This window comes from Micromonospora krabiensis (assembly GCF_900091425.1).
Taxonomy (GTDB): domain Bacteria; phylum Actinomycetota; class Actinomycetes; order Mycobacteriales; family Micromonosporaceae; genus Micromonospora; species Micromonospora krabiensis.
The window spans coordinates 1,928,730-1,942,060 of record NZ_LT598496.1; the positions used below are offsets into that span (position 1 = coordinate 1,928,730).

Genomic DNA, 13,331 nt, shown 5'->3' on the forward strand with positions numbered 1-13,331 from the left:
CGGACACGGGCGGCGCGCCGGGACGGGCGGCGCGCCGGGACGGGCGGGCGTGACGACTACAAGCCGGAAGTTGGCGCCTGCGCCCGACTCGGAGACGACAACATCACCGAAGTTGCGCGGATCATGACCGCGATACGGACCTCGGGGCGGGGTGAATCAACCCCGGGCCGGGGCGTCTCGACGCTCCGGCCAGGGCTCGTCGGACAGGGGTATCAGCGGCGGTTCTCCTCCGCGTGCCCGTCGTCGGTCTCCTCGTAGATCGCCTCGCTGACCGACTCGGTGATGTCGTCGCCCGGGACCGCGACCTCCTCGGCGCGGTCCTGCTCGTCGGCCTGACCCTTGGGCGGGGGCTCCGGCAGGGTCGGGTCGCCGGCGAAGCCGTACTCGTTCGGTTCGTCGTGCTTCCTCATCTGGACGCCCTCCCGTTTTCTCCCGATTCGCCTGCTACCGCCAACCGTATGTGGGGATCGTCCGCCCCGCAGGACGGCGGCGATTGTCGGCGCGACCCCGGCCATCCCGAGGCCAGCGAGACCCAGAGCAGCTGGCGCAGGGCTACCACCGCCGCGGCGGTCAACAGGTCCGCCCAGCCCCGGTGTGTGGCGAGCCGCAGCAGGCCGGCGGCGATCAGCAGGTCCAGCAGCACGCGTACGGCCGTGCGTCCCCGCCCGGTGGTGAGGAGCACGACCGCGGCGGCGAGCAGGGACAGGGCGGTGGCCCCCGTGACCAGCACGGTGATCACCGGTCCCCCTCCCCCGCGCTCACCTGCCGCTGCTCCTGGCGGATCTCCCGGCCGAGGAAGTAGTTCAACGCCGTCCGGATCGTGGCGATCGCCGCCAACTGGCCGATCTGGTCGAACGTCGGTGACACCGCCGTCCGGAGGATGTCGGCCGCGAGCTGGAACTCCAGGCCGAGGGTGAGGAACCGGCCCAGCGAGAGCCGGATCGGGGTGAAGACGGCGGCGGTGCGGTGCCGCACCCCCTCGACCACGAACCGCGTCGCCGCCCAGACCGCACCGGCGAAGATGATCAGGGCGCCGGCCACCTCCACCACGGCGACCAGCACCTGGTCGCCGTGGCGCAGGACTTCGTCGACGCCCACCCGCCGCCGTTACCCGACAACGGCGGCGGTAGTCGGCGATCAGGTCAGCTCGACCAGGGACTCCAGGATCAGCCACAGGCCGGAGATGGCGAACAGCACGGCCGCCCCGTACTTGATGGCCTTCTCGGGAAGGCGGCGGCCGAGCAGCCGGCCGACCAGGATGGCGAGGGCGTCCGCGGCGACCATGCCGATCGTCGAGCCGAGCCAGGTGCCGAACCAGCCGTGCTGCGTGGCCAGGGTGATGGTGGCGAGCATCGTCTTGTCGCCCAGTTCGGCGAGGAAGAACGCGATCCCGACGGTGAGGATCGCCGACGTGCTGGCCTTCTCCGCCTTGCGCCGTTCCTCCTCGGTGAGGGAGTCGCCGCGCAGGGTCCAGGCGGCGAACCCGAGGAAGGCGAGACCGGCGACCAGGGAGATCCACTCGGTCGGCAGCACCGCACCGAGCCCGGCGCCGATGGCCACCGACGCGAGGTGCACCACGGCGGTGGCGACGGTGATGCCGATGAGCACCGGTACCGGCTTGAACCGCGTGGCGAAGGCCAGCGCCATCAATTGACTCTTGTCGCCCAACTCGGCGACGAAGATGACGCCGAAGCTGATCACCAGCGCGGCGAGGAATCCCTCCATGACAACCTTCCGGATCATGCCGGGAGGAGGGAAAGAGGCGCCCTCGACCCGGCCGTGACAGCCTGAGTCGAAGGTCTCGCCCGCCCCGTGGAGCGGGGCCGTGTGGCCGGGTGCGAGAACGCACCAGTATGTCGACCACGACGTTGGGGGCTACTCCCCTTCGCGTTCACGAGCTTATCCGATCACCACGGCGCCGGTGCCTGGGGGTGCGGAGACGCACCCGGCGACCGGCCGGCGAGGTGCGCGGCCGGCGAGGTGCGTGACAAGCGAGGTGCGCGGCCGGCGAGGTGGCTGACTGACAGGGTGGTGGCGTCCGGCGGCCCGGCCGGCGTGGTCAGCAGGCGCGGGCCAGCGTGACCCCGAACAGCCGCTCGGGGTCGGTCCAGAACATCTCGACCGTGAACCCGGCGGCTCCCAGCTCGGCGGCGGCACCCTCCGGCCGGAACTTGGCCGAGATCTCGGTGCGCAGTTCCTCGCCGGCGTCGAAGGAGACGTCCAACCCGAGATCGGGCACTCGGATCGACATCCTCCGATCGGCCCGCAGCCGCATCTCGATCCACTCATGCTCCGCGTCCCAGCGGGCCACGTGGGTGAACGCCTCCGGGTCGAAGTCCGCCCCCAACTCCCGGTTGACCACCCGCAGCACGTTGCGGTTGAACTCCGCGGTCACCCCCGCCGCGTCGTCGTACGCGGGAACGACGACGGACGGGTCCTTGACCAGGTCGGTGCCGACGAGGAGCCAGTCACCGGACTCCAGGGCGGCGCGCATCGAGGTGAGGAACGCCGCCCGCTCGGCGGGGAGCAGGTTGCCGATCGTGCCGCCCAGGAACAGCACCAGCCGACGTCCCCCCGTGGGGAGCCGGTCGAGGTGCCGGGTGAAGTCCCCGACGATGCCGCGCACGCGCAGCCCCGGGTAGTCGGCGGCGATCTGGGCCGTGGAAGCGCGCAACGCGCTGGCCGAGACGTCGAGCGGGACGAACGTGCCGAGCCCGCCGCGGCGACTGAACGCGTCCAGCAGTAGACGGGTCTTCTCCGACGAGCCGGAGCCCAGCTCGATGAGGGTCTTCGCGCGGGTCAGGTCGGCGATCGCCGGCGCCTGCGCGGCGAGCACGGCGCGCTCGGCCCGGGTCGGGTAGTACTCGGGCAGCCGGGTGATCTCCTCGAAGAGCTCGCTGCCCCGGGCGTCGTAGAACCACTTGGGGGGCAGCCACTTCGGGTCCGCGGTCAGCCCGGCCCGGACGTCGTCGCGCAACCCCCGGGCGAGGTCCTGCTCCTCAAGGTGGATCTCCAGCGGCTCGGCGCTCATCAGGTACTTCCCTTCGTCGGATGATCCCTGTTCCCACCGTCGGACGCTTGTCACCCCCGCCCGAGCGGGCGCACCCGCACCCGGTCGGCGGTCGCGGTGACGAGGTGGGCGTCCGGCACCGCCCGCCAGTCGGGGTCGTCGTCGTGCGGCTCGGACGCCACCAGCACCGCGTCGGGCCCCTGCCGGACCGACAGGGCGTGCCCGAGCACGCTGGCGACCGCCGTGTGGCCGTCGGTGAGCAGTACGTTGAGCCGGGAGCCCGGGGCGGCCGCGGCCACCGCGCGGACCGTGTCGGCCACCGCCTCGGCCGGATCCTCCCCGGCCCGCAGCCGGTGCCGCACCAGCGCCCAGAGCAACGCGGAATCCGTGGCGGCGTCCAACGTGAGCAGGTCCCGCACGGGCAGGTCGGCGGCGAGCGGCACGACCGAGTCGGGCCAGCCGCGGATGACCCCGTTGTGGCTGAACAGCCACCGCCCCTCGGCGAAGGGTGCGGCGGCCTCGTCGAGCACGGCCATGCCGACGGTGGCGGAGCGGACGGCGGCGAGCACCGCGCTCGTCGAGGTGACGGTGGCGAGTTGGGCGATGGTGGGGTCGGTCCAGATCGGTTGGGCCCGCCGGTAGCGGACCGGCGGCCCGTCCCCCGGGTACCAACCGACGCCGAACCCGTCGGCGTTGATGGTGCCGCCGCCGCGCATGTCGCGGGGCGCCCAGGACTGCCGCACCAGCGAGTAGGGCGGCTCGAACAGCAGCTCCGCCAGGGTGACCGGTGGCCCCAGGTAGGCCAGGTGACGGCACATCAGGCGGCGCCTCCGGTGGCCGGAGCACCGCCGGCCGGCCCGCGCCCGGCGGGGGCGGTCCCGGCCGACCCGCGCCTGGTCGGGACGCCGCCGGCCGGCCTGGCCGTGCGCGCGCCGCCGACGCCGGGGCTGCCGGTGCGGGCGAGCGTCACGGCCGCGACTCCTCGGGCCGAGCGTCGCGGGCGCAGCGGAAACCACTGAAGATCTGCCGGCGGATCGAGTAGTCCCAGTTGCGGAACGTGCCCCGGCAGGCGGCCCGGTCGGTGCCGAACGACCCCCCGCGCAGCACCCGGTGGTCGTCGCCGAAGAAGACCTCGGAGTATTCCCGGTAGGGGAACGCGGTGAAGCCCGGGTGACCCCGGAACGCGGTGGAGGTCCACTCCCAGACGTCCCCGATCAACTGGTGCACGCCGAGCGGGGAGGCTCCGGCCGGGTAGGCACCGACCGGGGCGGGCCACAGGTGCCGCTGCCCGAGGTTGGCGTGGTCGGCGGTGGGGTCGTCGTCGCCCCACGGGTAGCGGCGGGACCGACCGGTCGCCGGGTCCCACCGGGCGGCCTTCTCCCACTCCGCCTCGGTGGGCAGCCGCTTGCCGGCCCACGCCGCGTACGCCTGCGCCTCGTGCCAGCAGACGTGCACGACCGGCTCGTCGTCGCGCACCGGCGCCCACCGGCCGAAGCGGCGGTAGGCCCAGCCGTCGCCGTCGCGCCGCCAGTGCATCGGCGCGGTCAGGTCGGCGTCGACCCGGTGCGCCCAGCCCTGTGTGCTCCACCACCGCGGATCGTCGTAGCCGCCCTCCGCGATGAACCGCCGGTAGTCACCGTTGGTGACCGGGGCCGCGTCGATGACGTACGCGGGCAGGTCGACCCGGTGCGCCGGACGCTCGTTGTCCAGCGCCCACGGATCCGTGTCGGTGCCCATCGTGAACGGACCCGCCGGAACCAGCACCTCACCGCCGACGGCGGCCCGCGGCTCGGGCGGCGGCGGCGCGTGCAGCACGGCGGCCCCGGAACGCAGCTGGTGGGTGGCGAGCATCGTCTCGTCGTGCTGCTGCTCGTGCTGCACGATCATCCCGAAGGCGAAGCCGTCGGCGACCAGTGGCCGTTCGCTGAACCGGATGGTGTCGAGCAGGTCGTAGACCTTGTCGCGGACGGTCCCCACGTAGGTGCGCGCCTCGCCCGGTCGCAGCAGCGGCAACGCGGGACGGTCCTTGCGGGGCTGCTTGAACGCGTCGTAGAGGTCGTCGATGTCCTGCCGGACCGGGTCCCGGCCGCCGACGTCACGGACCAGCCAGAGCTCCTCCTGGTTGCCGACGTGGGCGAGGTCCCACACCAGCGGGGACATCAGGGGTGAGTGCTGACGCATCAGGTCGGCGTCGTCGACCGCGTCGGTGAGCAGGGCCGTGCGGGCGCGGGCGCGGTCCAGCTCCGCCGCGATGTGGTCGCGCAACTGCTCCGCGCCGAGCGCGTGGGACGTGTCGGTCACCGGTCTCCCCTCTCCGCGACGGCGCGCCGGCGCCGTACGCCTCGATGGATCTCGTCGTACAGGTCGGATGGCAGGTCGAGCCGCGGCAGCGCCGCGAGCGCCAGGTCCAGGAGCTGGGCCGCCGCGGCGGCGAGCGCCGGATCGGCGAGGCCACGGCGGGCCGCCGCGTGCCAGCGGTGCGCCACGGGCGCGCTGACGACGTACGCGGCGTGCAGGGTCGCCGGGTCGGCGAACAGGGCGGCCAGCACCGCCAGCGGAATCGTCCAGCCCCGGCCGGGCTGTGCGTCCAGGTAGCGGAGTTCGAGGTAGCCGCGCGGCCGTACCGGCGGGAACAGGGTGCTGACGTGGTAGTCGAGGTCGTCGGTGGTGGGCGGTCGGGGCAGGGCCCCGGCCAGCCAGTCGCCGAAGGTGACGCCGGGCGGCGGCGTCCAGTCCGTCCCCGGGCGGCGCAGGCAGAGCAGGGGCGCGGCGAGGACGTAGCGGACCCAGGCCGCCGTCGGATCCTCGTCGGGCCGCTGCGGGGACCAGACCGGCCGGGTCCGGGAGGGCTCGATGGCGAGCCACGCGGCCATCCGGGCGGACGCCCAGCCGGTGGGCCGGCCGGCGTGCCGGTCGGCGGTGGCGAACGCGGCGAGCAGCGGGGGCCCGACCGCGTGGGCGACGGCCCACCGCAGCGCCACCTGGTCAGGTTCACCCGCGTCGAGGCAGACCTGCAGGCCGGCGGTGGCGTCCATCATCGTGCGCCCGGCCGGACCGCGCCCGTCGAAGGCCCGACGCATGGCCCGGTAGCGCGGGGTGTGCAGGACGGGGCGCGGCTCGCGGTGCGGATCGATGCCAGAGGAGCCGAGGGCGAGGCCGGCGGCCCCGAGCAGGGCGGTCAACTCGGCGATGTCGGCGCCGGTGGCGCGGACGAGCGCGGCGACCGAGGTGCGTGGCGGGGTGGAGACCTCGACCTGCCCGCCCGGCTCCAGGGTGACGGCGCTGCCGTGGCCCAACGGATCGGCGGGGCTCGTGGGAGTCAGAGTGGTGGGGCTGTGCCGCCCCAGCGCCGCACGCAACCGGCCGGCGTCGATCGACCGGGCGGGATCGGCGGCGTCGTGCACGGTCCATTCCAGTTCGACGCCGACCTGCGTCGGAGGCCCGGTCTTGAAGCAGATGCGGGCGAGATGGCTGGCGGCGGCCGCCGACTCGCGCAGGATCGTGGCTCGTTCGAGCCCGGGTGACGTCACCATCCGATGCCCCCTCCCGTGCCCGCCTCCGGACACCGTGCCACCGTAACGCCGACCTCCGACACTCCAGGCCGCGTCCCACACCATTCCCTGTCTAGTGCGGTGTCCACTAACGTTCACCGGGTTTACGGTGGTGTTGTGGATCCTCGCCTTGAGGGGCGAGCGACTCCCCACCGGGTGGTGGGGCGGGCCTCCGCGGGCCATCTGATCCTCGCGCCGTCTGGGGTGGGCGGCGGGGGTCACGTCGGGACTGGCCGGCGCCGGGAAGATGCCGGCCGGCTCGACGGTGCGTGATCACCCCGGGCAGCACGGCTGTGGTGCCGGTGGTGGGTCCGCCGCCCGGTCTGCGGGTGGCGATCATGGCCGCCGCGACAAGGTCACGGTGCCCGGAGAATCGGCAGTGTGGGCAGGTCAGGGTGCGCCCGCGGGGTTTGGGTATCCGCCGGTGGCAGGCGGGGCAGGTGGAGGAGGTGCCGCGTTCGTCGACCAGGTGGACGGTGATGCCGGCGAGGGTGGCCTTGTCGGTGAGGACCTGGATGAGCCGGCCGATCTGCCACTGCCGCAGCCGCAGGTTGTGCCGCCGCCCGGCCGGGATGTCGAGCACGCTACGGGGGTCGCCGACGTGCAGCACCCCCACCCGCTGCTGTTGAGCCCACGATATGACAGTGCGGGCCGCCTCGTGCTGGGCCTGGCGGACGCGCCGCCGATGCCGGCCCTCCACCACCCGGGCGCGGCGGCGATAGCGGCGCCACCGCCGTGACCCCCGCTGCCCCGGCTTCGGCGCCCGGCGGGCCACCGCCCGACGGCGGGCCTTGGTGTCAGCCAGGTGCATCCGATACTCAGCACGGACCGCCCGCCCCGACACCAACAACCCCGCCCCGTCCGGCCCCGCCACCGCGTAGGGGTGAATGATCCCCAGGTCCACCCCCGCCGTGCGCGCTGGATCCGGTCCCTCGCCGGGCGGGTAGACGGTCACCGGAACCTCGGCGGTGACGTCGAGGAACAGGCGGCCACCCTCACACAGCAGAGTGACCGACCGGACCTGCTCCACCGGATACGGCAGCTCCCGGACCAGCCGCACCCACAACGGGGCACTGCCACGCGCGGTAGGGATCCGCACCAGCCGCCCGTCCACGGTGAACGTGCCGTGATACCACCGCACCGGCACCAACCCACGCCGACGACGCGGAAACCGCGCCGCCCCGTCACCGGTCTGACGGCGTTTCGCCGCGGCGAACCAGGCGTCGGAGAACCGGCGTAACACCGACCGGGCGCCCGTGCTGTCCAACTCGCCGAACGTGCCCGGCCCCGAGGCGGCCAACTCGCGGCACAACTCCTGATAGCCGGCCAACGGCGCATCACCGCGGCGACGCCGCCACGCGTTGACCTCCAACACGCACGCCCACACATCACCGGCTGAGCGAAGCAGACCGAAACACCGCCGCCGCTGACCCGCCGTCACCCGCAACCCCACCCGAGCCGTCCGATACACCACCCGCGGCGCAGCAGAATCCCGACGGCGAGGCACAACCCACACCCCACACCACCCGTACGACAACTTCCCCGACCGACACCAACCCAGCCAACGTGGCCACCGCACTAGCAGATGAATTCCTTCGCCCGGCCCGAACGGTCCGCGCGCTCCGGGCGGGCGGTGGACCGCACCTCCGGCGCGGCGTCCCACAGCCCGGCCGCCCAGCGCCCAGTGGCTCGGCTCAGCCGGCTCAGTGGCGATCCGGGCGTTCGGCACGGGCGGCAGGCGATGCGGCTGTGCCCACGCCGGGTCAGCCCGTCGGCCGCCCCACTCGCGGCGGCGGTGGTAGGGGCCGACGCTCCACGCCGTCGCGGCGGCCTACTGCACGCCGACCACCTGGCCGCTGCCAGTTCCGTCGCCGTTCCCACGTCCACCGCGCGGGCCGTTCCCGGGCCCGTCGGCCTTGCCGGACCCGTCGGCCTTGCCGTTCCCGGACCCGTTGGCCTTGCCGTTCCCGGACCCGTTGGCCTTGCCGTTTTCGGAACCCTCGGCCTTGCCTTTGCCCTGGTTCTTCTCCAACCCGTCGGCCTTGCCGTTCCCGTTCCCGTTCCCGTTGCCGGTCTTCTTCTTGGTCTCCGGCTCGGTACCGCCGGTCACCTCGGTGTCGGCGGCACGCCCCGCGCAGTACGCCTCGACCTGCCCGGCCCCACCGGCGGCCTCGACCAGCGGCTGGAAGCCGGGGCTGAGCAGCGCCTTCTGCCGTTGATTCGGCTTCTTCGCCAGGTACGCCTGGCAGAGTCCGGGCGGCGGCCCACCGGGCGTCGGGGTGGCGCTCGGGTCGTCGGCGCCCGGTCGCGGCGTGGCCGTCGGGGAGCCGCCCGGTCCCTCGGTGGGCTTGCCCGGGCCCGTCCGCGGCTCGGTGTCCGGGCTCGCCGTCGCCGGGGGTGGCGGGGTCGGGTCGGCGGGGCCGTCCAGGGTGACGGCGGCGAAGGCGGCGCCGGCGGTCGCGGTGGCGAGCGCAGCGGCGGCCCAGGCGAGCGCGCCCGCGGTGAGCCGGCGGCGGCGTCGTCGGACCCGGACGGCGGTCGGTGCCGGCGCGGCGCGGGCCGCCCGGAAGGCCGCGACGGCGACCTCCTCCCCGCTGAGTTCGTCCGGCCGCGCGGGGGCGGCCGCGGCGGCGAGCAGTGCCGCCAGCGGATCGGTCGGCGTGCCCTGCGGGCCGGTGCGGGCCGCGTCGAGGAGCTGATCCGCCTCGTTCCGGTCCGCGGGCCGGTCGTGGCGTCCGCCACCCATGGTGAATCCCCTCATGTCAACCGTCCGCCGGTTCCGGACGCGGTGCCTGCCGGCGTCGGTCTCCTCGAGGACGCGGCGCCACGGGCGCCTCCGGTGCCGGCCCGTCGGATTCGGGTACCGACGCGCCGGCGCGGTGTTCCATCAGCGCGGCGAGCCGCCGCAGGCCCCGGTGGGCGGCGGTGCGCACCGCGCCGGCCCGGCGGCCGAGGACCCGGCCGGCGCTCTCCGCGTCCAGACCGATGACCGCCCGGAGCAGGACGGCCTCCGCCTCGCGGGGCGGCAGCGTCGCGATCAGCGCGAGCGCGGCCTCCGTGCCGATGGTCTCGCCGGCCCGTTCGGCGGTGTCGGCGTCGCCGGCGAGTTCGCTGAGCGCCTGCACGGGGACCGGCAGCGACGGCCGGCGGCGTTGCCGGCGCAGGTGGTCCATCGCCCGGTTGCGGGCGATGGTGACCGTCCAGGCGCGGAACTCGCCGCCGGTGAAGCTGGGCAGGTCCCGGGAGACCTGCAACCAGGTCTCGGAGGCCACGTCCTCCGCGTCGGCGCCGACCAGGGCGGTCAGGTAGCGCAGCAGGCCGGGTTGCAGGGTGCGGTAGAGGTGGCGGAAGGCGTCCTCGTCACCGGCCTGCGCCGCGGCGACCGCCTCGTCGAGTTCAGCGGGCACGGCGTTCTCCGGGCGTGCGGGGGCGGCGCACGCCGCGGCCGGCGCACGCGATGCCCGTCCGGTCCGTGGACCGGACCTCTTCCCGCACTTCTCTCGCCCCCCGCTGACCTGGTCGCGCCCGCGGCCGACCGTGCGACGCCGGACCTCCGCACCGCGTTTGGGGTTGGGCGGTGGGACGCCGCGCCGCGCAACCGGGCGGTGCCGAGTCGGGCTAACGCTAGGAGTGGGCCCCGGTGGCGACAAGCCAGGAGGGCACAACGAAAGGGTGACAATTGTCAACCGTTCGCACTAGCGTGTCGCCGTAACACCGGAGGGCTCCGGGACGCTCCGTGAGCTCGGAGATGTTCTTGAGCCACCGTCGGGCCACGGCCGGGCCGACCACCGCGCCGCATGTCGCGCACTGTCGTCGCATTCTCTCGTACGGTCACGAAAACCGGCCGGTGCCGGCGGCGGCGGACCGGCCCGGGCGAGGACGCGGGAGCCGACCGCCGGTAGCGCGGCGCGTGCCGGCCGGCGTCACTGGGTACGGTAATCGCGTGTTGTCATCGGGCGTCGTGCTCAGCGGGCGGTATCGCCTGGACGACCGTGTCGCCACCGGCGGCATGGGTGACGTCTGGCGTGGCACCGACCTGGTCCTCGGCCGGCAGGTAGCGGTCAAGGTCCTGCTTCCCGCGCTGGTCTCCGATCCCGATTTCATCGCGCGGTTCCGGGCCGAGGCCCGGATCATGGCCGCGCTCCGGCACCCGGGCATCGTGCAGGTCTTCGACTGCGGCGAGGACGACCTGCCCGACGGCGGCCGGGCCGACTACCTGGTCATGGAGTTCGTCGACGGCGAGCCGCTGTCCCGGCGCATCGAGGACGCCGGCCGGCTCGGCGTGGGCGAGACCATGTCGATCATCGGCCAGGCGGCGCAGGCACTGAACGCCGCGCACCGCGGCGGCATCGTGCACCGCGACGTGAAGCCGAGCAACCTGCTGGTTCAGGAGGACGGGTCGGTCGTCCTGGTCGACTTCGGCGTCGCCCGGTCGACCAACGTGACCAGCATCACCAGCACCAACGCGGTGCCCGGCACGGCGCTCTACATGGCCCCGGAGCAGGCGGCGGGACGACCGGTCTCCGGCGCCACCGACATCTACGCGCTCGGCGCGGTCGCGTACTGCTGCCTGACCGGTGGGCCGCCGTTCACCGGCGACAGCCCGCTGCAGGTCGCCGTCCGGCACCTCGACGACGAGCCGCCGGAGCTGCCGCACGACATCCCGGAGGCCGTGCGGGCCCTGGTCGCGCGCGCCCTCGCCAAGGACCCGGCCGACCGCTTCAGCAGCGGCGCGGCGATGGCCGAGGCCGCCCGGACGGCGGTGACCGACGGCGCGCCGCCGACCGCGATGGTCCCGGCGACCCCGCTGCGCGACGCCGGACCGGAGACCCACACCGACCTCGCCGCCGGTGCGGGGTTCACCGCTCCGGGTCGGCCGCAGCGTCGGCGCGGGCGCCAGGCCCTCGTGGGCGCGGGCGCCGCGGTGTTGGTCGCGCTGACCGGCCTGGCGGCCGCGCTGGCCGCCACCAAGGACGCGGACGCCCCCGCCGTGAACCTGCCCACCACCGCGCCGAGCGTGACCCGCAGCGCCGAGGTCGACATCCCCGCCGCGAACGAGGAGGTCACCACCGAGCCGGAGCGCCCGGGCCGGCCGGCGTCGGTGCGGCCGAGCGCGACCGCCTCGGTCAGCGCCACCCCGAGCGTCCAGCCGAGCGTGACGCCGAGCGCGGAGCCGCCACCCACGACGGGCGCGCCGACGCCGACCGAGACCACCCCGAGCCCCGATCCCACGACGTCGTCGCCGACCGCCCCGGAGCCCACGGAGACCGCGAGCGCGACGGTCCCCTGACCGGCGCCCTTCCCGGCCCGACCGCCGCGGCTCCCGGTCAGGAAACGGCCACGCCGTCACCCCGCGGAAGGTGACGGCCGGCGGCCTGCCGGATGCCCGACAGACCCCACCAGCCCCGATATCACCAAAACGGACGTACGGCACCAGACGGCGCTCTAATCTCCAACCAGGTCGTTTCCACCGTCTGCCGGGAGCCCGGGTGAGCGCTGAGAAGTTGGTCGTGATCGGCCAGGGATACGTCGGACTGCCGTTGGCCATGCGGGCCGTCGAGGCCGGCCTGGACGTGGTGGGGCTCGACGTCGACGCCGACCGGGTGAAGCGCCTCTGCTCGGGCGAGTCGTTCGTCGAGGACATCCCGACCGACCGGCTCGGCCGCGCGTTGAGCAGCGGCCGGTACCTGCCGACGACGGAGTACACCGACGCCGAGGGCTTCGACATCTGTGTGATCACGGTGCCGACCCCGCTGCGCGACGGCACACCGGACTTGAGCTACGTCGAGCAGGCGGGCATCGGCATCGGCCCGTACGTGCGGCCCGGCTGCGCGGTCGTCCTCGAGTCGACCACCTATCCCGGTACGACCGAGGAGCTGCTGCGCCCGCTGCTGGAGTCGGCGAGCGGGCTGCGCAGCCCGGGCGACTTCCACCTGGGCTACAGTCCGGAACGGATCGACCCGGGCAACCCGACGTGGCGGCTGGAGAACACCCCGAAGGTGGTCTCCGGTGTGGACGCGGAGTCGCTGGCCCGGGTGGACGGTTTCTACCGCCGGATCGTGGAGCGGACGGTGCCGGTGGACTCGACGCGGGTGGCCGAGCTCACCAAGCTCATCGAGAACACGTTCCGCCAGGTCAACATCGCGCTGATCAACGAGCTGACGATGCTCTCGCACCACCTGGACATCGACGTGTGGCAGGCGATCGACGCGGCGGAGACCAAGCCGTTCGGGTTCCTGCCGTTCCGGCCCGGGCCGGGTGTCGGCGGGCACTGCCTGCCGATCGACCCCTGCTACCTGTCCTGGCAGGTCAAACGGCGGCTGGGTCGGCAGTTCCGGTTCATCGAGCTGGCCAACGACGTCAACCACGAGATGCCGGAGCACGTGGCCCAGCGGGTGATGGCCGGTCTGAACCGCACCGGCCGGGCGGTCACCGGCGCCCGTCTGCTGCTGCTCGGGCTCGCGTACAAGCGCAACACCGGGGACATGCGCGACTCCCCCGCGGTCGACGTCGCGCAACGGTTGCAGGCGCTCGGCGCGGACGTCCGGGCCGTGGAGCCGTACGCGGAGCCGCACCACATCCCGGCCGGGGTGACCGTGGTGGACCTCAGCGAGCGGGAGGTCCGGGACGCCGACGGGGTGGTCGTGGTGACCGATCACGACGTCTTCGACTACGACCTCGTCACCCGGCACGCCCGCTACGTCTTCGACGCGCGCAACCGCTGCTCGGGCCCCATGGTCGAGCGGCTCTGAGCGGGTCAGCGCGGCGCC

Annotated in this window: 13 protein-coding genes; 2 read left to right on the forward strand and 11 right to left on the reverse strand. The window is 74.1% G+C overall.

The features are described from left to right. Positions 1 to 212: 212 nt before the first annotated feature. From GA0070620_RS08635 to GA0070620_RS08685, 11 genes are all read right to left on the reverse strand, one after another. Positions 213 to 410 carry a hypothetical protein gene (locus tag GA0070620_RS08635; protein ID WP_091589373.1) on the reverse strand — a complete coding sequence of 66 codons (198 nt, stop codon included), beginning with the start codon at positions 408 to 410 and terminating at the stop codon, positions 213 to 215. Further along, the gene (locus GA0070620_RS33200) at positions 407 to 739 is read right to left on the reverse strand and encodes a hypothetical protein (RefSeq protein ID WP_197677570.1); all 333 of its coding nucleotides are present in this window, start codon (positions 737 to 739) and stop codon (positions 407 to 409) included. Before GA0070620_RS33200 ends, GA0070620_RS08635 begins: the two co-directional genes overlap by 4 nt. Then, the gene (locus tag GA0070620_RS08645) at positions 736 to 1,098 is read right to left on the reverse strand and encodes a DUF1622 domain-containing protein (protein ID WP_091589374.1); all 363 of its coding nucleotides are present in this window, start codon (positions 1,096 to 1,098) and stop codon (positions 736 to 738) included. The genes GA0070620_RS33200 and GA0070620_RS08645 overlap by 4 nt, the downstream gene beginning before the upstream one ends. A 39-nt stretch (positions 1,099 to 1,137) precedes the next feature. Beyond that, the gene (locus GA0070620_RS08650) at positions 1,138 to 1,725 is read right to left on the reverse strand and encodes a TMEM165/GDT1 family protein (RefSeq protein WP_091589375.1); all 588 of its coding nucleotides are present in this window, start codon (positions 1,723 to 1,725) and stop codon (positions 1,138 to 1,140) included. Between the two features lie 334 nt (positions 1,726 to 2,059). After that, positions 2,060 to 3,031, reverse strand: coding sequence for an L-histidine N(alpha)-methyltransferase (gene egtD, locus GA0070620_RS08655; RefSeq protein WP_091589376.1), 972 nt, complete (start codon positions 3,029 to 3,031; stop codon positions 2,060 to 2,062). 50 nt (positions 3,032 to 3,081) lie between these two features. Next, positions 3,082 to 3,828, reverse strand: a complete 747-nt coding sequence (gene egtC / locus GA0070620_RS08660) for an ergothioneine biosynthesis protein EgtC (RefSeq protein ID WP_091589377.1) — start codon at positions 3,826 to 3,828, stop codon at positions 3,082 to 3,084. Between the two features lie 148 nt (positions 3,829 to 3,976). Continuing rightward, positions 3,977 to 5,311 carry an ergothioneine biosynthesis protein EgtB gene (gene egtB / locus GA0070620_RS08665; protein ID WP_091589378.1) on the reverse strand — a complete coding sequence of 445 codons (1,335 nt, stop codon included), beginning with the start codon at positions 5,309 to 5,311 and terminating at the stop codon, positions 3,977 to 3,979. Continuing rightward, on the reverse strand, positions 5,308 to 6,543 hold the full coding sequence (gene egtA / locus GA0070620_RS08670; protein ID WP_091589379.1) for an ergothioneine biosynthesis glutamate--cysteine ligase EgtA: 1,236 nt from the start codon (positions 6,541 to 6,543) through the stop codon (positions 5,308 to 5,310). Before egtA ends, egtB begins: the two co-directional genes overlap by 4 nt. A 106-nt stretch (positions 6,544 to 6,649) precedes the next feature. Then, a complete protein-coding gene (locus GA0070620_RS08675; protein WP_331713226.1) occupies positions 6,650 to 8,290 on the reverse strand; it encodes an RNA-guided endonuclease InsQ/TnpB family protein in 1,641 nt (546 codons plus the stop codon). Between the two features lie 102 nt (positions 8,291 to 8,392). Beyond that, positions 8,393 to 9,322 (reverse strand): hypothetical protein, encoded by a 930-nt coding sequence (locus GA0070620_RS08680; RefSeq protein WP_157741566.1) that lies wholly within the window; start codon positions 9,320 to 9,322, stop codon positions 8,393 to 8,395. 1 nt (position 9,323) lies between these two features. Further along, positions 9,324 to 9,968 carry an RNA polymerase sigma factor gene (locus GA0070620_RS08685; RefSeq protein WP_091589382.1) on the reverse strand — a complete coding sequence of 215 codons (645 nt, stop codon included), beginning with the start codon at positions 9,966 to 9,968 and terminating at the stop codon, positions 9,324 to 9,326. A gap of 536 nt (positions 9,969 to 10,504) precedes the next feature. Here GA0070620_RS08685 and GA0070620_RS08690 point away from each other — a divergent pair. Together GA0070620_RS08690 and GA0070620_RS08695 are read left to right on the forward strand one after the other, a co-directional pair. After that, positions 10,505 to 11,851, forward strand: coding sequence for a serine/threonine-protein kinase (locus GA0070620_RS08690; protein ID WP_091598358.1), 1,347 nt, complete (start codon positions 10,505 to 10,507; stop codon positions 11,849 to 11,851). A gap of 199 nt (positions 11,852 to 12,050) precedes the next feature. Next, positions 12,051 to 13,313: a nucleotide sugar dehydrogenase gene (locus GA0070620_RS08695; RefSeq protein ID WP_091589383.1), complete on the forward strand. Its 1,263-nt coding sequence runs from the start codon at positions 12,051 to 12,053 to the stop codon at positions 13,311 to 13,313. Positions 13,314 to 13,331: the final 18 nt, after the last annotated feature.